Below are 24,712 nucleotides of genomic sequence, written 5' to 3'. Positions count from 1 at the left end.
GAGATCTCAGTATTTCCCGAGAAGAACCCTGAAGGCTTCTGTTTCCTTTAACGCTTCAAACTCTGAAGTTCTTTTAAATAACGTCTTGTCGTTCCATCCAAGTTCCAGGACTTTCTCCAAGTGCTGAAGAGCTTTGTCCCTACTGTTCAATATAGCATATTTCCGGGCTAGCTGATAGTGTGTATAAGGGTTTTGAGGGGCCACATGCAGCAGAAGCTGTTCCAGATAGTCCAGTTCACCTGATTTCTTTTGCCGAAGATAGCTATCCATAGTTTCTACTGCGGATGCAAAAATTTGTCTTTGTAAGCGATAGGCCATCTGCTGGTATTCTTCCCTCTCGTGTTCCCCGTAGGTTTCTTTGAGGTCGGTCAGGGTTTTATCCCACCAGCGGAAATCGTCAGGGCTTTTGGCCATGGATACTTCAAGATTGAATCTATCCCTGATTCTCCTTTCTAGTGTATCTTCCAGAGAGGCGATCTTTTGTAAAAAGGTCTTTTCTTTTTTGAACCTGCGATCCCTTTGCAGCTTTCTAAGGCTCTTTTGCAGGCTGTCAGTGGAGATCATATCCGGATAATACCGAATCAGGCGATCGATCTCTTTGACTGCTTTTACCAGTTGTTCCTGCGACTCGAAATCCCGGGCCCTGCTGTACAGGTTTTCAAATTGCTTCTGTCTAAACAGTTCATCCTCAGCTTCGACGCCTTTCCTGTATAACTCCTCCTGCAACCAATCAAATGCCCTGAAGATTATTTCACTTGGGGGCCACCGGTGTTCCCCTTCAAAGACGAAGAGTTCATTGGAGATATCCATGGATTCCAGCCAGGAGACGGTTCTCTGCATCTCCCGGTAATTCATGTCCTTATTTCCGACGATCCCGGCATATGAAAAGCGCTCACCCTTTTTGGGAAAGTAAAGGGGGTGTTTGGCAAAGCCTGCCCCACAGGCGATTACGCCCTGAATAGCCCCGCTGAGCACCGCAATTGTCGCAGCGAGTCGTGATCCCCCGGAAAACCCTGCGGTATAGATCCTGTCCTTGTCGATGGAATAGGTGGCAAATACCGTTTTGAACAATCGATCGGCAATTTCCAGATTGGTGCCATAGGGGCCGTTTTTTGCGTTGTTGGAGCAAATAAGAAGAAAATTATGGGCTTCTGCCACCTCTACAAAGGCTGTAATTCCGGATTTTCCTCTCCCTCCGGGATCAAAAATAAAAAGTACGGGAGATTCTTTATTGGGCTCTAAACCGGAAGGAATGTAGGCGGAAAAAGTGTCATGGGTTGTGCCATCTACACCTATGGAATCCTTGAAGGTACCGACGAATTCCGGGAGGGGTTGACCCACCAAGGGACAAAACAACAACAGGCAGCTCGATAGCAGAAAGGGTTTCATTTCTTTAAAATAAGAAAATATGTCCACTTCTGCTGCCCGGAACAATAGACCTATTTGTCGTCTATCTTCTTTTGGATCTTTCGGGAAGTCAGGAGAATAAGCAGGAGCACGATGGCACAAAGTCCCGCTACAACCCCTATGACTGCTATTATACTTTGTTCTCCCAGAGGCTCATTGAAGTCGATGATCGTTACGTTGTAGGCGATCAGGGCCAGGGCCAGCAGGATCAGGACGATGGATATTTTCTTATTCATTGGATAGCGTTTTCGAATAACGGATAGGGGTTAAGGGAATAGCTGATTGATGTTTGTGGCAAAGAGCTTTACCGCGATGGCCAGCAGGATCACCCCGAAAACCTTTCGGATGACACCCAGTCCCCCCTTGCCGAGAACCCGTTCTATTTTGGCAGACGACTTCAGTACCAGGTAGACAAAGATGATATTGGCAATGATGGCCACAATGATATTTTCCACATAAAATTCGGCCCTCAGGGATAACAAAGCCGTCATGGTGCCGGCTCCTGCGATAAGCGGGAAGGCAATGGGCACCACGGAGGCAGAACTCGGCTCCTCGTCCCTGTAAAGGGTAATGCCGAGGATCATCTCGATCGCCAGGAAAAAGATGATAAAGGCACCAGCCACCGCAAAGGAATAGACGTCTATACGGATGAGATTCAGGATCTCCTCTCCCACGAAAAGGAATGCCACCATGATGCATGCCGCGATGATGGAAGCCTTTTCAGAATGGATATGACCCACCTTCTTCCTGAGGTCTATGATAATGGGGATACTCCCAACAATATCGATGACCGCGAAGAGAATAATAGTGGCAGTCGCTATCTCACGAAAATTCAGGTGCATACCAACAGTGTTAAAAGTGGTGCAAAAATAGGATTTATTTCGGCATTCGAAGGGGGGTCGTTATGAAATAATGTTCACGGATTTTCAGAGGTTTAAGATATCTTTGTGGCCAATTTGTCACGGTATGTTCCAGTTGGGAAAAACACTTGTATCAGAAGAGATTATCGAAAAGGACTTCGTGTGCAACCTCTCGGCCTGCAAGGGAGCCTGTTGTGTTGACGGCGATGCCGGCGCACCTCTTGAAGAGAGTGAAACCAGGATACTCAAAGAGATCTACGAGGATGTAAAACCCTTTTTGCGGCCGGAGGGAATCAGGGCCATAGACTCTCAGGGGACCTCCGTGATCGGGGAAGACGGGGAGTGGGAAACTCCCCTGATAGACCAGAAGGAATGCGCCTACACCGTATTTAACGCGAAGGGGGTCGCAAAATGCGGGATTGAAGAGGCTTATAACAAGGGGGCGATTTCCTGGAGAAAACCGGTTTCCTGCCACCTGTATCCGGTCCGTGTAACTGAATATACTTCTCTCACTGCCGTGAATTACCACAAATGGCAACTCTGTGATCCGGCCTGTGACCTGGGTGCCGAGTTGCAGGTCCCCGTCTATCGCTTCGTTCGGGATGCCCTGGTCCGTAAATTCGGAGAGGAATGGTACGCCGAACTGGAGGAGGTGGCACGCCAGCACATAACCTGATTAAACAGGTATTTCATAGATTATTTATACCGTTGATGGGATATTTTTCTAACTGGCTCTAACTTTAGGTAGCTTCACGTCCCTTAGAATGGAATCCGTCATATAAATTCAATTTTCGGATACCCGCAAAGAGATAACCTAACCAGTTTAACCATGAAAAAATGCATCCTTTTATTCCTATTGTTCGTGTTCGTTCTCGCGATCGCGTCAATAATCGAGAACAGGGAAAGAGAGGCTGTTAATTCGGATAAAAGTCAACCTGAGTTCGCTCTCCAACAAAAGACATCCGAATCGAATACCACCCCTTAAAAGTTTTTCTTCACCCTTTTTTATTCTACATCAAATCAGAGGTGTGATCTTGTCATGCCCGATTCCGATTTTCTTATCGCGATAAAAATTTTGGGATTGAATTTTTCTTTTGATCGGCTGTAGAAAGTAATCCTCTTCTTCATGGTACTGCCTTTTCATGACACTCCAAAGATTTGAAGTGGTATTTTTTTATACTTTTTTGACCATACCGAACAGTATCTCCATAAATACTTCTGAGTATGGAAAATTCCTGTTCAAGGAAGTGAAAAAAGATATCATTTTCCTCTACGCAGGCTAAGGGCCTTCTCTATAACCAACGAACCCAGATTTCAACATGCTGTGTTAAAAACTTTGAGGCCGTTCGCCTAAAACAGACTTTACAGTTTAATAACATTTTTCAATCTTTGTTAGTCCCAACTCGAAGTACTTTTTCACCCAAAATACTAACACTAAACACTAAAGAAAAATGTCAGAAGTCCGAGAACCTATCTTGCAAGAAAATGAAGACAGATTTGTAATATTCCCTATCAAACACCACGATCTGTGGGAATGGTACAAAAAGTGCGAGGCGTGTTTTTGGACGGCAGAGGAGATCGACCTCCATCAGGACCTGTCTGACTGGAACAACAAGCTCAATGCGGATGAAAAATACTTTATCAAGCACATCCTGGCCTTCTTTGCTGCCTCAGACGGCATCGTGAACGAGAACCTGGCTGAAAACTTCGTAAACGAGGTGCAATACACAGAAGCCAAGTTCTTCTACGGTTTCCAGATCATGATGGAAAACATCCATTCCGAGACCTATTCCCTTCTTATAGACACCTATGTTAAAGACGAAAAGGAGAAGAACATCCTCTTTAAGGCCATCGAAAACTTTCCTGCCATCAAGAAGAAGGCAGACTGGGCCCTGAAATGGATTGATTCGCCCAGTTTCGCTGAACGTCTGATCGCTTTCGCAGCGGTGGAAGGGATCTTCTTTTCGGGAGCCTTCTGCTCTATTTTCTGGCTGAAGAAAAGGGGTCTGATGCCTGGACTTACCTTCTCCAATGAACTGATCTCCAGGGATGAAGGCATGCACTGTGATTATGCCGTCCACCTTCACAACAAGCACCTGGTAAACAAGGTGCCCAAAGAACGTATTACCGAAATTATCGTAGATGCGCTTAATATAGAAAGGGAATTCATCACCGAATCCCTTCCCGTGAGCCTGATCGGGATGAACGCAAAACTGATGACCCAGTATCTGGAGTTCGTCACAGACCGCCTCTTGGTGGAACTCGGCTGCGAGAAGGTATACAATTCCACCAATCCTTTTGATTTCATGGATATGATCTCCCTTCAGGGCAAGACCAACTTCTTCGAGAAACGCGTATCCGAATATCAGAAGGCCGGTGTCCTGAATAAAGAAAAAGACACGGATGCTCAGAAGATCAGTTTCGACGCTGACTTCTAAGGAATCCCATAGCTAGAAAAGACCTGTTTTTTCAGGACTTTTTATGGCCAAATTTTTAAATGTTAAGTTTTTGTAAACTTGAACAAACCGTAGTATTCTAACCAAATAATCGCAGCAAAATGTACGTAGTAAAAAGAGATGGCAGGAAAGAACCCATGATGTTCGACAAGATCACCGCCAGGGTTCGAAAATTGTGTTATGGACTCAATGACCTGGTAGACCCCGTAAAGGTGGCCATGAGGGTCATAGAGGGGCTGTATGACGGTGTTACCACTTCGGAACTGGACAACCTTGCTGCAGAGATCGCGGCGACCATGACCACTGCCCATCCCGATTACGCCAAACTCGCTGCACGCATCTCCGTCTCCAACCTGCATAAGAACACAAAGAAGTCCTTTTCCGAAACCATGAAGGACCTCTATGAGTACGTGAATCCGAGGACCGGGAAAAAAGCCCCCCTCCTTTCAGATGAAGTACATCAGGTGGTCGCTGAGAATGCGGAAATGCTCGACTCCACCATCATCTACAACCGCGATTTTGGCTACGATTATTTCGGTTTTAAGACCCTGGAGCGATCCTACCTCCTGAAATTGAACGGTAAGATCGTCGAGCGACCCCAGCACATGTTGATGCGGGTGGCGGTGGGGATCCACCTCAACGACCTCGATTCGGTCATTGAGACCTACGAACTCATGTCGAAGAAATATTTTACGCACGCCACCCCCACCTTATTCAATTCCGGGACTCCCAAGCCCCAGATGTCTTCCTGTTTCCTCCTGGCCATGAAGGATGACAGTATCGATGGCATTTATGACACCCTGAAGAATACAGCGAAGATCTCGCAATCTGCCGGGGGTATTGGCCTGTCCATCCACAATATCAGGGCAACCGGATCCTATATTGCAGGGACAAACGGGACCTCCAACGGGATCGTTCCTATGCTTCGGGTTTTCAATGATACAGCCAGATATGTGGATCAGGGGGGAGGAAAACGAAAAGGAAGTTTTGCGATCTATGTGGAACCCTGGCATGCCGACATCTTTGAATTCCTAGAGTTGAAAAAGAACCATGGAAAAGAGGAGATGCGCGCACGCGACCTTTTCTATGCCATGTGGATTCCGGACCTGTTCATGAAGCGAGTGGAGACGGATGGGGAGTGGACCCTGATGTGCCCCAATGAATGTCCGGGACTTTTTACCAGCCATAGCGAGGAGTTTGAAAAACTCTATGTGAAGTACGAAAAGGAAGGAAAAGGCCGAAAGACCATCAGGGCGAGGGAACTCTGGGAGAAGATCCTCGAGTCACAGATAGAGACTGGTACTCCCTACATGCTTTACAAGGACGCCGCAAACCGCAAGAGCAACCAGAAGAACCTCGGGACCATAAGGTCTTCCAACCTCTGTACCGAGATCCTGGAATACACCGCTCCCGATGAGGTGGCCGTGTGCAACCTGGCATCTATTGCGCTGCCCATGTTCGTCAAGAACGGGACCTTTGATCACAAGGAACTCTTCCGCGTAACCAAGCGGGTCACCAAGAACCTGAACAGGGTTATAGACCGGAATTTCTATCCCATAGAGGAAGCCAGGAATTCCAACATGCGCCACCGCCCCATTGGTTTGGGGGTCCAGGGTCTGGCAGATACCTTTATCCTGCTCCGCATGCCCTTTACGAGCGATGAGGCCAAGACGCTCAATCAGGAGATCTTCGAGACCCTGTATTTCGCAGCCGTGACCGCTTCCATGGAAGAGGCCAAGGAGGAAGGAGCCTATTCCAGCTACAAAGGTTCACCGATCTCAGAAGGCAAGTTCCAGCACAACCTCTGGGGCATCAAGGATGAGGAGTTGTCTGGTCGCTGGGACTGGGCAAAACTTCGCAAAAGTGTGAAAAAACACGGGGTGAGGAATTCCCTGTTGGTCGCTCCTATGCCAACGGCCTCCACCTCTCAGATCCTCGGGAACAATGAATGTTTTGAGCCGTACACCTCCAATATTTACACCAGGAGGGTACTCTCAGGTGAATTTATCGTGGTGAACAAGCATCTGCTGGAAGACCTCGTCAATCTCGGGTTGTGGAATGAGAATCTCAAGCAGGAACTGATGAGGGCCAATGGTTCCGTTCAGCATATCGATGGGATCCCGCAGGATATCAAGGAACTCTACAAGACCGTATGGGAACTGAGCATGAAGGACATCATAGACATGTCGAGACAACGCGGCTATTTCATAGACCAGAGCCAGTCCCTGAACCTGTTCATGGAAAATGCGAATTATTCCAAACTTACTTCCATGCATTTTTACGCCTGGAAGAGCGGCCTGAAAACCGGAATGTATTATCTCAGGACCAAGGCAGCTGTAGACGCGATCAAGTTCACCCTGGACAACACCAAGAAAAAGGAGGTGCCGGTAAGTGTTGCAGCCGAAGCGGAGGTGATAGCTGCTACACCCCCAGATCCTAAGGCCGCTGAGGCCATTCAGGTTAAAGCCTCATCTGCGAATGACTCTGAGGTAGATGTGGAGCCCATGACCCCTGAAGAAATGAAAGCGTTGATCGCACAGGCAAAAGCCGGTCAGGCAGACGACGATTGCCTTATGTGCGGTTCATGATCTGAAGAGTCTCCGAATCCGCCCCGGACCCGTACCTATTGAGGCTTAGGTAGTAGATAGTGTTTATTAATTTATGCCCCGGCAGTACTTTTCCTCAGAAAAAGTTGCTTCCCGGGGTATATTTTTTCCCGAGTAGAGCTTATTTGTCGAACCTGGGCCTGATGGCAGTATGGCCTATAAATAAAAGTAGGAGATACACGTAAAGAAGTAAGAAGTAGTATTCCATGACAGTCTGCCTTTATATAATCTACGAACGAAAGATAGGTTTCGGATCGCAGGGCGACTGCAGTCGAACTTAAAAGTTGCGTTCAGCTGAATTAAATTTGAATGTTATTGAGTTTCAGGTTTTGGGATCAACCGTTTTATAGGCTTCTATCACGGCCCTTTCACCTGCAACCCCCGGTTTCGAGTTGCCGTGTTCCATCCCCAGGATCCCTTTGAATCCCTTACGGTGGATGAATTCCAGTACATTGGGGTAATTGATCTCTCCTGTAGTGGGTTCCTTCCTTCCGGGGTTGTCGCCGATCTGGAAATAGGCGATCTCATCCCAGCACGCATCGATATTCGGGATGAGATTCCCCTCTTGTATCTGCTGGTGGTAAATATCAAAGAGTATCTTGCAGGAGGGAGAATCAACTGCCTTGCATATCTCGTAGGCCTGGGGACTCTCTGTCAGGAAGAGTCCCGGATGGTTCCTGAAATTCAGGGGCTCGAGTACCATGGTAAGTTCGTGGGGTTCCAGGATTTCGGATGCCCGTTTAAGGGTCTCCACCACATGTGCCGTCTGATATCCCATATTTAGTGTGAGATCCTTATGTCCGGGGACAACGGTCATCCATCTCGCGCCGACTCTCTTCGCTACTTCTACCGAGTTACGGATCTGGGACAGGAATTCTTCCCTTTTATCCGGATCCCCGGATGCCAGATTTGGGCTGTTCCAATAGATCTTGTGAGCGACGAAAACACCCATTTGCAAGCCCCGTTCTATCATCACCCGAGCCATGGCGTTTTGTTCGGCCAAAGGACGGTCTGCCATTCCGTTGTCCTCAAAAGCCCGGAATCCTTCATCGGCCATAAAATGGAGCTGATCAAGGGGGTCTTCCCCAGCGCTTTCACGAAACATCCCGATATGGGGGGCATAGTTGAGTTGGAAGGTGTCAGAGAGATCACGACTGCGCCCAAAGACAGAGAACCCTGTCAGGGACAGGGTACCGGTGGCCATAGCCGTTCTTTGTATAAAGTGTCTTCGTTTCAAAGCGGATCCTGTTAAAGGGACCAGTCTTTTCCTCCTGTGAGTTCATTCACATCCCCACAAGGGATGTATTCACCGGGAATAGGCAGGTAGGCTAAGACGTTCTCTCCAACGTATTCGGAGGTCTTGTATCCCCAGATGGTCATATCCCTCAGGTTCTTCGCGAAGGAAAAACGCATCACCTCATCGGGGACAGCGTCATTTTCGCCTTTGGAAGCGGCTGAGGTATTCTTGATCATCAGTTCCATATTCTCGATCTCTTCTTCTTCCGTCACATTCAGCGCCGCCGCGAGAACGGGTTCAAGATCTTCCGCAGTAAGGTCATCGGCCTTTTCCTTTCCGGAGTCCTTAAGCGCCTTCTCTATAAATTTATTCAGGGACAATTGTGTCATATCCCTCTGTACATCCTCCATGATCTCATTGGTAAAGCGGTCGATAAAGACGTGGACGTTTACCTCCGAGGCGGATGGGGTATCCGTTTTGGGCAGAATGATATCCACCAGTTGGATCAGGACCTTACCTTCTTCCTTGGTAAAGAAATCCGGAGTCCAGTCTACCGTGTCTGCTTCCTTGCATCCCTGAACGAGGGATAAAAGGGTAGGGGTGGCGATGGTGTACCCAAGGGCCAACCCCATATTCTTCAATGCGATTCTTCTGTCCATTACAGTAATCCTTTTTTAAGTTGTTCGGCTGCGTGATTGGCAGCTCTTGCCGTGAAGGCCATATAGGTCAGTGAAGGGTTAACACAGGCCGCTGAGGTCATAAAGGCGCCGTCAGTGACATAGACATTGGGCACGGCGTGAACCTGGTTATAAGCATTCAGCACAGAGGTTTTGGGATCTCTTCCCATCCTCGCTGTTCCCATCTCGTGAATTCCGAGGCCCAGTGCTCCAGGCCTGTCAAAGGTTTGAACGTCCCTGAGACCTGCTTTGGTTAGCATTTCATATGCCTGCTCCTTCATGTCTTCCCTCATATTCCACTCGTTTTCACCGAATTCTGCATCGAAGGTGACCGTGGGCAGGCCCCATTGGTCCAGTTTGTCATAGTCGAGCGTCATGCGGTTCTCCTCATAGGGAAGTACCTCTCCGAAACCGCCTATTCCAAAGGTCCATCCCCCCGGTTTCAATATGGCTTCCTTCAGGCTTTTTCCATGGGATAATTCGGAGACTACTTCATCCCAGTTACCCCTGCTTCCGCTGCCCTGATATCCGTAACCCCTTTTGAAGGAAGTCATGTTCGAACTTCCCCCCAGATTCCGGAAACGGGGGATATAAACCCCATTGGGCTTCCTTCCCTTGTAAATCATATCGTCAAAACCGTCGTATTTCCCTGCTGCTCCTACCCCCAGATGGTGGTCCATGATATTCCTGCCCAGCTGGTCCGAATCATTGCCCATTCCGTTGGGGAACCGGTCAGAACGGGATTGCATCAGAATAGAGGCTGATGCGATCGCAGAAGCACAAAGGAAGACGACTTTTGCCTTGTATTCAAAGGTTTCCTTGGTCAGCCTGTCGATGACCTTTACCCCCGTGGCCCTTTTGGTATCCGGATCATACATGATCTCGTGAACGATGGAATCGGGTCTCAGGGTGAGATTGCCTGTAGCTTCAGCTGCCGGCAGGGTGGAGGAATTACTGCTGAAATAGGCGCCGAACGGGCACCCTCTTATACATCGGTTTCTGAACTGACACCTAATACGGCCATCCCCTCCGAATTGCTTATCACTGTTGATGTGGGCTACCCTTCCTGAGGTGATCACCCTTCCGTCAAAATGTTCTGCGACTTTCTCCCGGACGTGTTGTTCCACACAGTTCAGTTCCATCATGGGTTCAAAAACACTGTCCGGCAGTTGGGACAGACCCAGGGCTTCCCCGGAGATCCCGACGTAGGTCTCCACGTAGCTGTACCAGGGTTCAATGTCCTTGTAGCGCACGGGCCAGTCTACTCCTATCTTTTCATTTTTGTTGGCTTCAAAATCGAGATCGCTCCAACGATAGCTGTGCCTTCCCCAAAGTAAGGATCTCCCTCCTACGTGGTATCCCCTCATCCAGTCGAACCTCTTGGTCTCATTGTAAGGATGTTCAAGGTCATTGACAAACCAAAAATTATGGGGGGCCTTAACAGTATACCCGGTACGGGCCTGCTTGAATTGCTTGGCCGCTTCCTCGGGGGGTAACTCTCCATTGTTCGGAAAATCCCAGGTATCCATATTGGCAGTGGGATAATCCTCCCTGTGTCTCACCATCCTTCCGCGCTCCAGGACAAGGGTTTTCAATCCTTTCTCGCACAATTCCTTTGCAGCCCAGCCACCACTCATTCCAGATCCGACCACTATGGCGTCATAGGAGTCCTGCTCTTCGTTGTAATAAAATTTGCTCATTCGTTATCTCGAGTTTGAGAGCTAAATGTATTAATTATAAAATTAATTGTCTACATTTAAACGGCCTTATTCCTGAGGATATTCTGTTAATTAACAGGATTTAAAACGGATTTGACAACATTTCAGATATTTATTAAAACCGGAATATCATCAACCCATTGGCACTGTGATTCTGAAGGCTGGCGGTTGGTTTTATGAACGCTTTTTACAAAATCGCAATACGTACATCATGAAAAGAAGAAAATTTGTAAGGAACTCAGCGGTAGCAGGGATGGGTGTTTCCCTCCTTGGTATTTACGGATGTAAACAGGGAAAAAAGGAAGAAACTGAGGAAGGAGAAACTACCACAGAAATGGCGGAACCCTTTTTTAAACTCTCCCTGGCACAGTGGTCTGTTCACAGGATGATATGGAACGGATATCTTGACCCATATGATTTCGCTTCCAAGGCTTTTGAATGGGGCTTTTCCGGGCTCGAATATGTAAGTCAGCTTTACGACAAGGAATTGAAGGCAGCTGATTATAGCGCCGAGGCCATGGCGGCTTTCGTGGACAGGTCTAATCAGGAAGCTGAGAGATACGGCCTGGAAAACGTGCTTATCATGATAGACGGGCAGGGCGATCTGGCGACCTCCGACGCTGGGGAACGAAAAAAGGCCGTGGAGAACCACTACAAATGGGTCGACGCTGCAAAGGCCATGGGATGCCACGCCATACGGGTCAATCTCGCAGGGAGTACGGAACCTGACACCTGGGTCCCTAATTCGGTAGACGGACTCACCCAGTTGGCTACCTATGCAAAGGGTAAGGGGATCAACATCCTGGTGGAAAACCATGGGGGTTTATCCTCCAATGCAGCCATGCTGGCCAGGGTGATGTCTGAGGTGAATATGGATAATTGCGGGACTCTGCCCGATTTCGGGAACTTCTGTATAAGGCGAAATGATCCTGCCGACTATTCCAGCGGTTGTGCGGAGATGTACGACATCTATCAAGGAGTGAAGGAACTCATGCCCTATGCCAAGGCCGTCAGTGCGAAATCCCATAATTTTGACGCATCGGGGAATGAAACCGAGATCGACTACACCAAAATGCTGCAGATCGTCAAAGATGCCGGGTACAAAGGCTTTATTGGCGTAGAATACGAGGGGAACGAATTGGGCGAAAAGGAAGGGATCATGGCCACTAAGGCCTTGATGCTTAAATCAGCCTCAGAACTGACTTAACATAGACAAAGACCTATGGAAGGATTCTTCAACGAACTCTTTGATTACAACTTTTTCTGTAACAAGCAATTGATAGAAGCTTTTGACAAACTGGAGGGAATTCCTGAAAAAAGCGCATCCCTTTTCAATCATTTGCTCAATGCACATCATATCTGGAACGCCAGGATAACTGGTACAGAACCTTCCTTTCAGGTCTGGCAGGAACACCCTGTGGCCACTTGGAAGGACATCCACTACGAGAACCAGCGCAACACCTTTGAGATCATCACCAACACGGATGATTTCGAAGCCCGTATCGATTACCACAATTCAGAAGGGAGATTGTTCACCAATACGGTACAGGACATGCTGTTCCACATCGTCAACCACTCTACGCATCACCGGGCACAGATCCTGGTGGATTTCAGGGACCAGGGGATAGAGCCGGTTTCTCTCGATTATGTATTTTACAAACGATAACAACCTAAACAGAGCGATATGAACACCAAAATCAAAGTGCAACTGTCCTTTATGATGTTCCTCGAATTCTTTATCTGGGGGGGATGGTTTGTTACCCTGGGAACGTTCCTCGGGGATAATCTGAAAGCGACCGGAGGAGAGATTGCCATGGCTTTCTCCACCCAGTCGTGGGGCGCCATTATCGCCCCTTTTATCATCGGACTTATCGCCGACCGGTATTTTAATGCGGAACGTATCCTCGGGATCCTGCACCTACTGGGTGCTTTCCTCATGTTCCAGATGTACAGCGCGCCGGAATTTTCTGTTTTCTATCCATATGTACTCGGGTACATGATCATCTATATGCCCACCCTGGCCCTGGTGAATTCCATTTCTTTCAACCAAATGAAAGATCCTGCTAAGGAATTTTCCTTTGTTCGCGTCTTCGGGACGATCGGGTGGATCGCAGCCGGCCTGATCATCAGTTATGTCTTCCTCTGGGACTCCGCAGAAGCCAGGGCTGAAGGGATGCTGAAGAATACCTTCCTCATGGTGGCCATCGCCTCGGCTGTGCTCGGGCTCTTCAGCTTTACGCTGCCAAAGACCCCGCCCACCGCTATCAAGGAAGGAAATGTAAATCTTTCTACGATACTGGGTCTGGATGCCTTGAAACTGTTGAAGGACAGGAACTTCCTGATCTTCTTTATCTCCTCTGTTCTCATCTGTATCCCCCTGGCCTTCTACTACCAGAATGCGAACCCATTCCTGGCTGAGATAGGCATGGAGAACCCGACCGGGAAGATGACCATTGGGCAGGCCTCCGAGGTGCTGTTTATGCTGCTGCTTCCCTTCTTTTTTAAACGCTTCGGGTTTAAACTGACCATCATCGCGGGCATGCTGGCCTGGACCATACGCTATTTCCTGTTCGCCTATGGCAATGCCGGGGACCTGGCCTTTATGCTGATCATAGGGATCGCCCTTCACGGGATCTGCTACGACTTCTTCTTTGTATCCGGACAGATCTATACGGATTCCAAGGCGGGAGAGAAATTCAAGAGTGCTGCCCAGGGGCTGATCACCCTTGCCACTTACGGCCTTGGGATGCTCATAGGATTCTGGGTGGCCGGTAAGATCTCCGACCTGTACCTGGTATCCGAAAACGTACACGACTGGACGAATATCTGGACCTTCCCGGCCATCTTTGCCTTTGTGGTCATGGCCTTGTTCGCTATTTTCTTTAAAAACGAAATCATCGAATACAAAAAATAAAACACAACATGCCGAAGAAAATCAGACTTGGAATACTCGGAGGAGGGGGAGATTCCCTCATAGGGGTTTTGCACAGGGTAGCCTCTTTTATCAATGATAATTATACCATAACGGGAGCCGTGTTCAATGCCAATTACGAAGAGAACCTGGCGTTTGCCAGGGAGATCGATGTCCCTACGGATCGGATCTACAAGGACTTTGATACTTTGGTGGAGGAAGAGATGAAGCTACCTGAGGAAAAGAGAATCCAGGTCTGTGCCGTGCTGACGCCCAATTTCCTCCATTTCCCGATGGCTAAGAAACTGCTGGATAACGGTTTCCATGTGATCTGTGAAAAACCCATGACCACCACCTATGAGGAAGCCAAGATCCTACGGGATGCCCACAAGAAGGCAGGGACCGTCTTTGCGGTGACCCATACGTATACGGGTTATCCCATGGTAAGGCAGATGCGGGAAATGATTAAAGCCGGGGAACTGGGAAAGATACACAAGGTGGATGCGCGCTATTACCAGGGATGGATCAACACCATTATACACGATAAGGCCAAGCGGTCTACGGTATGGCGGCTCGATCCAAAAAAGGCGGGGATCAGTTCCTGTATGGGAGATATAGGCGTACACGCCTTCAATATGGTGGAATACACAACGGGACTGAAAGTCAAATCCCTCTTGTGCGATTTCAATTACCTGTATGCGGATAACCAGATGGATGTAGACGGGACCGCCCTTATCCGGATGGGAGATCACGTCAAAGGAGTGATCAGGGCGAGCCAGGTGGCTACCGGAGAGGAGAACGGCTTGGCCATCCGGATTTACGGAGAGAAGTTCGGCCTTCTTTGGGAACAGGAAAACCCCAACTACCTTTACAAGATCAGCGATACAGAGCCCATGGAGGTCTATAAGCCAGGACATACCTATAACAGCGCCCTTTCCCTTGACGGCACCAAGTTACCTCCGGGCCACCCGGAAGGGATCTTTGATTCCATGGCCAACATTTACCTGGGTGTGGCCAGGGCCATAAGGGGAGAAAAATACAATGACGGGGAATTCCCCACCATGAACGACGGGGTACGTGGCCTGAATTTTATTGAGGCCACCGTGGCCTCCCACAAAGGGGGGAATGTCTGGGTAGAGCTCGATTAGGTAAGGTCACTTTCGTTCAAAGACCTTTTCAAAGACCTCACAGACCACGATCATACTTTCACGGGGAACCCGACCAAAGGGTTCCAGTTCCCGGGTGTAATAATCCCAGTGAGTTTTTTTCCAGTACTCCAGAGACTTGTCGCCTTCGCCTTCCAGTTTGGCATAGGACTCCCTGATACTGAAAAACGGTTTTAATTCTACACCTACGGTCCGTACTATGCATTTTGCATTTCCATTCCAGTCTGTGATGATGGTAAAATCCCCGATCCTGGGAAGAGGTTCCTTTCTGTATTGAAGGCCGAGAAGGGAGTGGGAAGTGGCCCGTTTAACCCCTTTGAGGACGAGTTTCAAACAGGTATTTGCGTCCTTTTCATTGTCACAAAAATGGGTGACCCTGGGTTCTTTTGCAAAGGCGTATTCCAGGTGCTGGTCCAAAAAGTCGCCCCAAAGGTTTCTTGCTGATGCGTTTTTCATAGGGATCGTAGGTTAAGAGAATATTCCTTTATTGAATTGTTCTACTGCATGGCTGGCAGCCCGTGCCGTAAAAGCCATATAGGTAAGTGAGGGATTGACGCAGCTCGCAGAAGTCATAAACGCCCCGTCCGTGATATAGACATTGGGCACCGCATGCATCTGGTTGTTCTGATTCACTACTGAAGTACGCGGATCCCATCCCATCCTTGCGCCTCCCATTTCATGAATGCCAAGTCCGGGGCCTGTGTCATTTTCATAAGGCTGTATGTTTTTAAAACCGGCTGCTTCGTACATAAGAACAATTTGCCTGATGATATCTTCACGCATTTTGTATTCATTTTCCTTGAATTCAACGTCAAAATCGAGTTGAGGGAGACCCCATTGATCCTTTTCACTAAGGCTCAGGGTCACCCTGTTGTCGTGATAGGGGAGCATTTCCCCAAAGCCTGAAACGCCAATTTCCCATGGTCCGGGAGTCAATATCTTTTCCTTAAGCGCCTCCCCGTACTGCATTTCGGCTACAGATACTTTCCAGTTGACCCTGCTCGCCCCTCCCTGGTAACCAAATCCTCGGAGGTAATCTCTTTTCCTGGTTTTGTCGTCCAGATTTACAAACCTGGGGATGTAGAAACCATTAGGCCTTCGACCTTTGTAGAATTTATCGAGGTAACCCTCTACAGATGCCGTAGCCCCGAGCTGGTAATGATGATCCATGATATTTCTCCCAACTTGGTCGAACTCATTCCCAAGTCCTTCCGGGAATCTGGGAGTCCTGGATTGCAACAATATGCCCACACTGGCCATAGCCGATGCGCATAGAAAGACCACCTTGGCATAAAATTCCAATTTTTGGTGGGTTTCTGAATCTATGACTCTAACACCGGTGGCTTTTTTAGTCTGGTCGTCGTAGATCACCTCATACACTATGGAGTTAGGCCTGAGGGTCATATTCCCGGTCCTTTCAGCTGCCGGGAGGGTAGAGGTGATACTGCTGAAATAGCCTCCGAAGGGGCATCCTCTCCAGCACCGGTTGCGATACTGACAGGGATTTCTACCCTCTGGAACTGATGTATTATCCGTGATGTGGGCAACCCGACCTATAGTCAGTATTCTCTGGTCATCAAACTTTTCCGACATGGCGGTTTTAAGTGCGATCTCCGGGCATGTAAGTCCCATCGGAGGCTGAAACTGACCGTCCGGAAGATGCGCCAGGCCCAGCTTCTCTCCACTGACCCCAATATATTGCTCCACCTTGTCATACCAGGGTGCCAAATCTGCATAACGAACAGGCCAGTCTACTGCTATCCCTTCTTTGAGATTGGCCTCAAAATCCAGATCACTCCAGCGATAGCTTTGACGTCCCCAGGTAATGGAACGACCTCCTACATGATAGCCCCTGATCCAGTCAAACCTCTTGGTCTCCTGGTATGGGTGTTGGAGGTCATTGACATAAAAATGTTTGTTATCTTCTTTCGGTGCCCAGCCTAAGCGTAGTTGTTTGTGGTGGTTCTTTTTATCCTCCCTGGACAATTCGTTGTTGTTAGGAAGATCCCAGGGATCCATATTCACGGTGGGATAATCGCGGATATGCTCCACCATTCTCCCGCGATCCAACACCAGGGTTTTCAGGCCTCCTTCACAGAGCTCCTTGGCTGCCCACCCCCCTGTGATCCCAGTACCCACGACGATAGCATCAAATCTGTCTTGCACAATGTCCGGCATTTTTTCTCTTTAAGTCTGAGGTAATTCCTATATTTAGGTTTAATCCCTTTGGGAGGAGTCCAGATGGGTATTACCAAATAAATATAGGGCTAAAATCCGAAAGGGACATAATGGACTAATTCAGAAAACACCTAATATTCATTCCATGAAAACAATTAAAGGGCCAGCGGTATTCCTGGCCCAGTTCGTAGACAACAAGCCCCCGTTCAATACCCTTGACGGGATGTGTCAATGGGCTGCGGGCCTTGGGTACAAGGGGATTCAGATCCCTACCTGGGAACACTTTCTGATCGATCTGGACAAGGCTGCCGGCAGTCAGGATTATTGCGACGAACTCAAAGGAAAGATCAATTCCTACGGCCTGGAGATCACAGAACTCTCTACCCACCTGCAGGGACAACTGGTAGCAGTTCACCCGGCCTACGACCTGATGTTCGACAACTTTGCTCCGGAGGCCGTGAAGAATAACCCAAAAGCCCGGACCGAATGGGCAGTGGATGTGGTTAAAAAAGCAGCGACCGCCAGCCGGCGCTTAGGGCTCAAAGCCCATGCGACCTTTTCCGGGGCCCTCCTCTGGCATACCTGGCACCCCTGGCCCCAGAGACCCAAGGGACTGGTTGAAATGGGGTTCGAAGAGCTGGCAAAAAGATGGCTCCCTATCCTGGATCATTTTGATAAGGAAGGGGTAGATGTCTGCTATGAGATCCATCCGGGGGAAGACCTGCACGACGGGGATACCTTCGAAAGATTCCTGAAGGCCACCGGCAACCACAAAAGGGTAAACATCCTTTATGATCCCAGCCATTTTGTGCTGCAACAGCTAGACTATATTACCTATATAGACCACTATCACGAATTTATCAAGGCCTTCCACGTCAAGGATTCGGAATTCAACCCTACGGGCAAGAAAGGCGCTTTTGGGGGGTACAACGACTGGGGTGACCGTGCGGGCCGCTACCGGTCCCTGGGTGATGGGCAGATCGATTTCAAGACTATTTTTTCCAAACTCACCCAATACGGCTGTGACGTTTGGGCGGTCATGGAATGGGAATGTTGTATCAAAAGCCCCGAACAAGGTGCTAGAGAGGGCGCAAAATTTATTCAGGACCATATCATTGAAGCTACCGAGAAGACCTTTGACGATTTTGCCGGGGGGGACATAGATAAGGCCATGCTGCGCAAAATACTGGGATTATAAAAAGAGTGAAATGAAAACATTTCAGATCTTGCTGGTAAGCGCCAGCCTCATCCTTGCGCAATGCAGGGAAAAATCGGAAACAGAAATCAAGGCAACACAGGAGATGGCGGTGAGTGAGCATTCAGTTAATGACAAGGAAGGATGGGAAATCCTGTTCGACGGGACCTCTTTCGATCAATGGAAGGGATATCGACAGGAAGGAATGGCGGAGCACTGGAAAATAGAAGAAGGGGCCATGGTATTCTCTCCTCCGGCGGAGCGAAAGGGAGGGGAAAGCTTTAACATAGTAAGCAGGCAGGATTACGGCAATTTTATACTGTCACTGGAATGGAAAGTGGCCGAAGGAGCTAACAGCGGTATTTTCTGGGGGGTAAAGGAAGACCCTGCCTATGGCCAGCCCTATGAGACAGGGCCGGAGATACAGGTGCTCGACAATACCAGGCACCCTGATGCTAAAAATGGGATCACCCATCAGGCCGGGGCCCTCTATGACATGGTGGCTCCCTCGGAAGACGTCACCAGGCCTGCCGGGGAGTGGAATACCTGTGTGATCACGGTGAATTACGCCGAGCATACCGGCAAGGTGAATCTCAACGGGGTGGACGTCGTCACATTTCCCCTCGACAATCCCGAGTGGGATGCCATGGTATCCAATTCCAAATTTGCAGACTGGCCCGGGTTTGGCAAGCACCACATGGGAAAGATCGGGTTGCAGGACCACGGCGATGTGGTAGCTTTCAGGAATATCAGAATCAAAAGACTTTGAGATGAGAACAAAAATAGCGGCATGTATAACCCTTGCCTTCCTTTTCTCCTGTAAAGATGGGGGTGTAGTAGAACCCGCACAAACAGAAAGTGCAGAAAAAGGGATCGTATACGAGGAATACTCGGGAGAAGAACCTACGACCCCTGAGGAGACCGAGCTCTATAAACCCGTCCCGCCCAAAGTGAACCCTACAGGCAACAACGGCGTACCCAGTGATGCCATCGTCCTTTTTGACGGCACCTCCCTCGACCAGTGGATGATGGCGAGGGACAGCTCTGAAGTCGTCTGGCACCTGAACGAGGATGGGAGTATGACGGTAAAGGACAAGACCGGGGATATCATGACCAAAGCACAATTCGGGGATGTTCAATTGCACCTCGAATGGCGTTCCCCTGCCGAGATACAGGGAGCCGGTCAGAGTCGGGCGAACAGCGGTGTCTTCCTCCAGGGGTTGTACGAGATACAGGTTTTGGACAACAACGATAACGACACTTACGTGAACGGGCAGGTCGCCTCGATCTACAAACAACACATCCCCCTGGCCATGGCCTCTGTACCCAGTGGGGAATGGAATTCCTATGACATCATTTATCACGCCCCTGAGTTCAATGAGGCAGGGGTCAAGATCAGATCCGGGACCATGACGGTCCTCCACAACGGGATCCTTGTTCAGGATCATGCAGAGATCAAAGGGACCACCCCTTACATCGGCTGGCCCAAGAACCCCCCGCATGGCAAGGGCCCGATCCGTTTACAGGATCACGGCGACAACAGCAGGGTAAGTTTCCGCAACATATGGGTAAGGGAACTGTAGTGACGATCAAGAAAGGCCTTATGCGGGCAAGTGAAAATAAGTATCTTAGCCAAATCAAACGGAAGATATGATCCAGTCCATGACGGGATTCGGGAAGTACGTAGTACAGTTGCCCGCGAAAAAGGTCACAGTAGAGTTGAAATCCCTCAACAGCAAATCCCTGGATCTGAACGCCAGGATGCCACAGGGGTATCGCGAAAAGGAATTGGAGTTGCGCAAGATCATTGCCTCGGCCCTGCAGAGGGGCAAGATCGACTTCAGCCTTTATGTGGAGATCACCGGTGACGAGACCACCTCACAGATCAATGATGCGGTGGTCAGGCACTATATGAAACAACTGAGGTCCATTGCAGATGGGGACGATCTTCGCCTGATGGAAATGGCCCTCAAACTTCCGGACACCCTGAAGACCGACAAGGAAGAGGTAGATCCGGAGGAATACAACGCCATCCTGGAAGCCCTGAAACATGCACTGGATGCCATACAGGCCTTCAGGTCGGAAGAAGGGAGGATCCTGGAAAACGACTTTGCCACCCGGTTGGAGAACCTGCACCTGCTGTTGCAGCAGGTCAGTGAGCTCGACCAGGAACGATTGCAGGCGATTCGCGACCGGCTTGAAAAGGCCGTCGCCGATATCAAAATGGAAGTAGACGCCAATCGTTTTGAACAGGAACTGATCTATTACCTAGAAAAGCTGGATATCACCGAGGAGAAGGTACGGCTCGAAAACCATCTGAATTACTTCAAGGAGACCATGGCTTCTTCCGAATCCAACGGTAAAAAGTTGGGATTCATCAGCCAGGAAATAGGCAGGGAGATCAATACCATCGGTTCAAAGGCCAACTACGCACCCATGCAGCAAGTGGTAGTACAGATGAAGGATGAATTGGAAAAGATCAAGGAACAAATGCTCAATGTCTTATGAGTGAGGGAGGGAAACTCATCATATTCTCGGCACCTTCGGGTAGCGGCAAGACCACTATCGTCCGCTATCTGCTGGACCAGCCGGAACTCAACCTGGCCTTTTCCGTCTCGGCCACCTCGAGGCCCAGGAGAGGAAAGGAAAAGCACGGGGAACACTATTATTTCATGACCTTATCGGAGTTCAAGCGTCACATCAAGAACGAGGACTTCCTGGAATGGGAAGAGGTGTACAGGGATAATTTCTACGGTACTCTGAAAAGCGAGGTGGAACGGTTGTGGGCTGAAGGAAAGAACGTCATCTTCGACATCGATGTGGCAGGGGGTTTGCGCATAAAGAAAAAGTTTCCTGAACAGACCCTGGCCGTGTTCGTAAAACCACCCAGTGTTGATGAACTCAAGATCCGGCTTAAAAAACGCAGTACGGAGAGCGATGAAAAGATCAATATGCGGATCGCCAAGGCCTCTGTAGAACTTGCCACCGCACCTCAATTCGACAGGATCATCAAGAACTACGACCTGGAAAAGGCGTTGAAGGAAGCCCATAAAATGGTCGCGGATTTCCTGGGAGTGGTACCTTCCTTCGAGAAAGAGAATCCCGGGGAGGGAAACCCATGAAAAAGGTCGGACTTTTTTTCGGCACCTTCAACCCCATCCATATAGGGCATCTGGTGATCGCCAACCATATGGTTGAATTCTCGGACCTGGAGGAGGTCTGGTTTGTGATCACCCCCCAAAGTCCTTTTAAGGTCAAGCAGAGTATGCTCCCGGACCACCACAGGTATCAGATGGTGCAGGAGGCGGTGGGGGAGTATCCCAAATTAAAGGCGAGCACCATTGAATTCGACCTCCCTCAACCTAACTACACGGTCAATACCCTGGTGAACCTGAAAGAGAAGCACGGAGACCAGTATATCTTTTCCCTTCTGATGGGGGAAGATAACCTCAAGACGTTCCACAAGTGGAAGAATTATGAGGTGATCCTGGAGAACCATCACCTGTATGTCTACCCTCGTATCTCCGGGGGAGACGTCCCCGAAAGGTTTGTTGGGCATGACCACATCCACCGTATCGATGCCCCCGTGATGGAAATATCCTCCACGTTTATCAGGAATAACCACAAAAAAGGGAAGAATATCAGACCACTTCTACCCGAGTCCGTGTGGAAGTACATGGATGAGATGAATTTCTACCGTTAAGAATGGCTGGGGTACAAAAAGAAAGTGCTGCCTTTGCAGACAGCACTTCATTTTCCTTGTTTTAATGATCACTAAATAAAGCCGGGGCAAAAGCGGCGGTACTACAGGAAGGTTCCTATATTGTCTACTTTGACCCTCATTTTTTTGTCGCCATTCACAAGCAGAAGCTTATAGATTTTTTTAGCGCCATTGTCTTCGGTGTAGGTTACGCGGTAAACGTCTTTGGATACGGTCCAATTGGGGAACCTGTCCAATAATGCGGTCTTGACTTCGTCAGGCAGTGCAACGTCCTTGAATTTCTCAATAGTTCTGATGACCTTTCCGTCAGCGTCGTATTCGGCTACAATTTTACCATCGGGGATAAAGAAAGATACAGTGTAAAAATCAAAATCTTCCCGATAGAATTCAGCTTCAGTGACGTCGTAAGAGGCGACCATACGTTCCAGCATTCTTACGGGAACGGCAGCCTCCCTGGAATCAATTGCATTCAGGTATTTGAAGTTCATCGGCCTGATGACCACTTCAGAAAGCTCTTCAACCTTTACATCCTGGGTAAAGGCTGGGATGGCAAGTCCGAGAGCAAGTAAACCAAGAATAACTTTTTTCATGGCATTGAATTTAGTGTTACGTATGCCTTATTTAGTTTAACACTCAAGGACAGATAAGGTACGAACAAGGACTCCAATCTGCAATGATATTTATCATCTTTCCTATATATTATATAGGGCTTCCAAACGATCGGTAATTCAAGTTCAAAAAATAAGTTTAAATTGTTCTCGAGAATGAGTTGACCGATAAAAAAGCATGGAATTCGGATTAGTTAAGACATTACAGCTCCTGGGAGCGTTGGGCCTTTTTCTTTTCGGGATGAAGGTGATGAGTGATGCCTTGCTTTTGCTTGCGGGAAGCCAGATGCGCGGGATTTTGGCCACCATGACCTCCAACCGATTTCTCGGGATCTCCACCGGGTTCCTGATCACCTCGGTCATCCAATCTTCCTCCGCTACCACGCTTATGGTTGTCAGTTTTGCCAATGCCTCCCTTCTCACCTTGCCGGAGGCGATCAGCGTGATCATGGGTGCGAATATAGGAACGACCATCACGGCCTGGCTGATCACGATCCTGGGTTTTAAGGTAAGCATGAGCGAGGTCGCCCTTCCCCTGGTAGGGTTCGGCTTCTTTTTTACCTTTTCGAAGAAGGAGCGTTTGAAGAACTGGGGAAGTTTCATTGTGGGCTTCGCCCTCCTCTTTATCGGCCTTCAGTTCCTAAAGGAGGCAATGCCCAATATCAATGAGAATCCGGGTATTCTCGAATTTCTGCAGCATTACACTGAATCGGGTTTTGGTTCTGTACTCCTGTTCCTCCTGATCGGAACGGTACTGACCATCGTTATCCAGTCGTCGAGTGCGACCATGGCCCTCACCCTACTGATGACTGCTGAAGGCTGGATCCCTTTCGAACTGGCAGCGGCCATGGTGTTGGGGGAGAACATAGGGACCACGATCACCGCGAACCTCGCGGCCTTTGTATCGAACTTCCAGGCTAAAAGGGCGGCAAGGGCACACCTGATATTCAATCTGATCGGAGTGGGGTGGATGTTGCTGTTGTTTTATCCCTTCCTGCGCGGTATTGATCTTATCAGCGGGAAATTGGGCAATGAATCCCCCTATGTTTCTGCCGCAGCGATCCCTGTGGCCATATCCCTTTTTCACACCTTATTCAATGTGATCAACACCTTTGTCCTGGTCTGGTTTGTCAAGCCTATTACCCGATTTGTGGAATGGGCCGTACCGGTAAGGGGTATACCCGAAAAGGATATAGACGAACCCAAATTCCTAAACAAGGGTATGCTAAATTTTCCTGAAACAGCCATCGCTACTTTGGTCAGCGAGTCCAAGCACCTGTTCGAGAATGCCGTCTTTGAAATCGTCACCCATGCCTTCAATATCCACAGGGATGATTTGCGATCAGATGTAAAAGCCAGGAAGGTGATCAAGAAAACACAGGAAGACCTGGGGGTGAATGTTCGGGAGCTTTACCTCACTAAGGTAAAGACCATCTACGGGGCCATTTTGCAATTTGCCACGCAGGCACAGAGTTCACTCAAACTGACATCGAAACAGAACAATCGAATCATGGAGATCAAACTGGCCAACAGAAAGATGGTAGAGATCATCCGGTATACAAGAGAAGTTAACAGGAACATTCGAAAGTATTCCTCGGAAGATAACCCGTATATGAAAAAGGAATACGACTTCTACCGAAAACTCATGGTAACACATCTAAGAGGAATCTATCTCAGCATCCCGCCTGAGGATATTTCGGCCTATAAAAAGGATTTGAAGAGGCTCAGGATCAAGTCCCTTAAATCACTTAACAAGCAAAATAGTGTCATCGACAGTCTGATCCGGGAGGGCCTGATCACTCCGCTGATGGCCTCTTCTTTGGTCAATGATTTCGATCAGTTGCACGACCTACTTGAGAACATGGTAACCGTAACAGAATTGCTCTATTGCCGCTCTGATACCCTGTTGGTCCAGGAAGGGACCATGGAGGAGATCAATGCGGGATGAGGGATTTCAAGCCAGGGGAAAAGA

At 48.8% G+C, this 24,712-nt stretch carries 23 protein-coding genes; 14 read left to right on the top strand and 9 right to left on the bottom strand.

Translation table 11 applies throughout. The annotated features are described in order from the left end of the window. Positions 1 to 6: 6 nt before the first annotated feature. Genes GWK09_RS04585 through GWK09_RS04575 form a run of 3 tightly spaced genes read right to left on the bottom strand, consistent with a single transcriptional unit; the run spans position 7 to position 2,249 of the window. Positions 7 to 1,389, bottom strand: a complete 1,383-nt coding sequence (locus GWK09_RS04585) for a TPR end-of-group domain-containing protein (RefSeq protein ID WP_163691818.1) — start codon at positions 1,387 to 1,389, stop codon at positions 7 to 9. 50 nt (positions 1,390 to 1,439) lie between these two features. Continuing rightward, on the bottom strand, positions 1,440 to 1,643 hold the full coding sequence (locus tag GWK09_RS04580) for a hypothetical protein (protein WP_163691817.1): 204 nt from the start codon (positions 1,641 to 1,643) through the stop codon (positions 1,440 to 1,442). Positions 1,644 to 1,673: 30 nt separating this feature from the next. Further along, positions 1,674 to 2,249, bottom strand: a complete 576-nt coding sequence (locus GWK09_RS04575; RefSeq protein ID WP_163691816.1) for a MarC family protein — start codon at positions 2,247 to 2,249, stop codon at positions 1,674 to 1,676. Between the two features lie 124 nt (positions 2,250 to 2,373). Here GWK09_RS04575 and GWK09_RS04570 point away from each other — a divergent pair, with 124 nt between their 5' ends. The 3 genes from GWK09_RS04570 to GWK09_RS04560 all read left to right on the top strand — a co-directional run bounded on the left by GWK09_RS04570 (position 2,374) and on the right by GWK09_RS04560 (position 7,311). Then, the gene (locus GWK09_RS04570) at positions 2,374 to 2,943 is read left to right on the top strand and encodes a DUF3109 family protein (protein WP_163691815.1); all 570 of its coding nucleotides are present in this window, start codon (positions 2,374 to 2,376) and stop codon (positions 2,941 to 2,943) included. A 775-nt stretch (positions 2,944 to 3,718) separates the two neighbouring features. Further along, entirely contained in the window at positions 3,719 to 4,705 is a 987-nt protein-coding gene (locus tag GWK09_RS04565) for a ribonucleotide-diphosphate reductase subunit beta (RefSeq protein WP_163691814.1), read from the top strand. A gap of 119 nt (positions 4,706 to 4,824) precedes the next feature. Then, positions 4,825 to 7,311: a ribonucleoside-diphosphate reductase subunit alpha gene (locus GWK09_RS04560; protein WP_163691813.1), complete on the top strand. Its 2,487-nt coding sequence runs from the start codon at positions 4,825 to 4,827 to the stop codon at positions 7,309 to 7,311. Between the two features lie 340 nt (positions 7,312 to 7,651). Here GWK09_RS04560 and GWK09_RS04555 read toward each other — a convergent pair whose 3' ends face one another. Genes GWK09_RS04555 through GWK09_RS04545 form a run of 3 tightly spaced genes read right to left on the bottom strand, consistent with a single transcriptional unit; the run spans position 7,652 to position 10,943 of the window. Next, positions 7,652 to 8,566, bottom strand: coding sequence for a hydroxypyruvate isomerase family protein (locus GWK09_RS04555; RefSeq protein ID WP_163691812.1), 915 nt, complete (start codon positions 8,564 to 8,566; stop codon positions 7,652 to 7,654). A gap of 11 nt (positions 8,567 to 8,577) precedes the next feature. Next, a complete protein-coding gene (locus GWK09_RS04550; RefSeq protein ID WP_163691811.1) occupies positions 8,578 to 9,225 on the bottom strand; it encodes a gluconate 2-dehydrogenase subunit 3 family protein in 648 nt (215 codons plus the stop codon). Beyond that, positions 9,225 to 10,943 (bottom strand): GMC oxidoreductase, encoded by a 1,719-nt coding sequence (locus tag GWK09_RS04545; protein WP_163691810.1) that lies wholly within the window; start codon positions 10,941 to 10,943, stop codon positions 9,225 to 9,227. Before GWK09_RS04545 ends, GWK09_RS04550 begins: the two co-directional genes overlap by 1 nt. A 229-nt stretch (positions 10,944 to 11,172) precedes the next feature. Between GWK09_RS04545 and GWK09_RS04540 the strand changes: the two genes are divergently transcribed. Genes GWK09_RS04540 through GWK09_RS04525 form a run of 4 tightly spaced genes read left to right on the top strand, consistent with a single transcriptional unit; the run spans position 11,173 to position 15,020 of the window. Beyond that, positions 11,173 to 12,168: a sugar phosphate isomerase/epimerase family protein gene (locus tag GWK09_RS04540; RefSeq protein ID WP_163691809.1), complete on the top strand. Its 996-nt coding sequence runs from the start codon at positions 11,173 to 11,175 to the stop codon at positions 12,166 to 12,168. Positions 12,169 to 12,183: 15 nt separating this feature from the next. Next, positions 12,184 to 12,627: a DinB family protein gene (locus tag GWK09_RS04535; protein ID WP_163691808.1), complete on the top strand. Its 444-nt coding sequence runs from the start codon at positions 12,184 to 12,186 to the stop codon at positions 12,625 to 12,627. Positions 12,628 to 12,645: 18 nt separating this feature from the next. Next, positions 12,646 to 13,875 carry a nucleoside permease gene (locus GWK09_RS04530; RefSeq protein ID WP_163691807.1) on the top strand — a complete coding sequence of 410 codons (1,230 nt, stop codon included), beginning with the start codon at positions 12,646 to 12,648 and terminating at the stop codon, positions 13,873 to 13,875. A gap of 8 nt (positions 13,876 to 13,883) precedes the next feature. Beyond that, the gene (locus tag GWK09_RS04525; protein ID WP_163691806.1) at positions 13,884 to 15,020 is read left to right on the top strand and encodes a Gfo/Idh/MocA family protein; all 1,137 of its coding nucleotides are present in this window, start codon (positions 13,884 to 13,886) and stop codon (positions 15,018 to 15,020) included. A 6-nt stretch (positions 15,021 to 15,026) separates the two neighbouring features. Here the strand turns inward: GWK09_RS04525 and GWK09_RS04520 are convergent, their stop codons facing one another. Both GWK09_RS04520 and GWK09_RS04515 read right to left on the bottom strand, forming a co-directional pair. After that, complete coding sequence (locus GWK09_RS04520) at positions 15,027 to 15,494, bottom strand: ASCH domain-containing protein (RefSeq protein ID WP_163691805.1); 468 nt, start codon at positions 15,492 to 15,494, stop codon at positions 15,027 to 15,029. A gap of 12 nt (positions 15,495 to 15,506) precedes the next feature. Then, positions 15,507 to 17,216, bottom strand: coding sequence for a GMC oxidoreductase (locus tag GWK09_RS04515; protein ID WP_163691804.1), 1,710 nt, complete (start codon positions 17,214 to 17,216; stop codon positions 15,507 to 15,509). Positions 17,217 to 17,361: 145 nt separating this feature from the next. On the opposite strand from GWK09_RS04515, the gene GWK09_RS04510 reads away from it, so the two are divergent. From GWK09_RS04510 to nadD, 6 genes are all read left to right on the top strand, one after another. Beyond that, positions 17,362 to 18,414, top strand: coding sequence for a sugar phosphate isomerase/epimerase family protein (locus GWK09_RS04510; protein WP_163691803.1), 1,053 nt, complete (start codon positions 17,362 to 17,364; stop codon positions 18,412 to 18,414). Between the two features lie 10 nt (positions 18,415 to 18,424). Beyond that, positions 18,425 to 19,180 carry a 3-keto-disaccharide hydrolase gene (locus GWK09_RS04505; RefSeq protein ID WP_163691802.1) on the top strand — a complete coding sequence of 252 codons (756 nt, stop codon included), beginning with the start codon at positions 18,425 to 18,427 and terminating at the stop codon, positions 19,178 to 19,180. A 1-nt stretch (position 19,181) separates the two neighbouring features. After that, on the top strand, positions 19,182 to 19,994 hold the full coding sequence (locus tag GWK09_RS04500; RefSeq protein ID WP_163691801.1) for a 3-keto-disaccharide hydrolase: 813 nt from the start codon (positions 19,182 to 19,184) through the stop codon (positions 19,992 to 19,994). Positions 19,995 to 20,061: 67 nt separating this feature from the next. After that, on the top strand, positions 20,062 to 20,919 hold the full coding sequence (locus GWK09_RS04495; protein WP_163691800.1) for a YicC/YloC family endoribonuclease: 858 nt from the start codon (positions 20,062 to 20,064) through the stop codon (positions 20,917 to 20,919). After that, positions 20,916 to 21,533 (top strand): guanylate kinase, encoded by a 618-nt coding sequence (gene gmk / locus GWK09_RS04490; protein WP_163691799.1) that lies wholly within the window; start codon positions 20,916 to 20,918, stop codon positions 21,531 to 21,533. The genes GWK09_RS04495 and gmk overlap by 4 nt, the downstream gene beginning before the upstream one ends. Next, positions 21,530 to 22,114, top strand: coding sequence for a nicotinate (nicotinamide) nucleotide adenylyltransferase (gene nadD / locus GWK09_RS04485; RefSeq protein WP_163691798.1), 585 nt, complete (start codon positions 21,530 to 21,532; stop codon positions 22,112 to 22,114). Before gmk ends, nadD begins: the two co-directional genes overlap by 4 nt. 101 nt (positions 22,115 to 22,215) lie before the next feature. Here nadD and GWK09_RS04480 read toward each other — a convergent pair whose 3' ends face one another. Then, positions 22,216 to 22,722 (bottom strand): nicotinate-nucleotide adenylyltransferase, encoded by a 507-nt coding sequence (locus GWK09_RS04480; RefSeq protein ID WP_163691797.1) that lies wholly within the window; start codon positions 22,720 to 22,722, stop codon positions 22,216 to 22,218. A 196-nt stretch (positions 22,723 to 22,918) separates the two neighbouring features. Between GWK09_RS04480 and GWK09_RS04475 the strand changes: the two genes are divergently transcribed. Beyond that, entirely contained in the window at positions 22,919 to 24,688 is a 1,770-nt protein-coding gene (locus GWK09_RS04475; protein ID WP_163691796.1) for a Na/Pi cotransporter family protein, read from the top strand. Positions 24,689 to 24,712: the final 24 nt, after the last annotated feature.

The organism is Muriicola jejuensis (assembly GCF_010671595.1).
GTDB classification, from domain to species: domain Bacteria; phylum Bacteroidota; class Bacteroidia; order Flavobacteriales; family Flavobacteriaceae; genus Muriicola; species Muriicola jejuensis.
The sequence above is the reverse complement of the archived record's forward strand: the minus strand, read 5'-3'. Positions and strand labels throughout refer to the sequence as shown.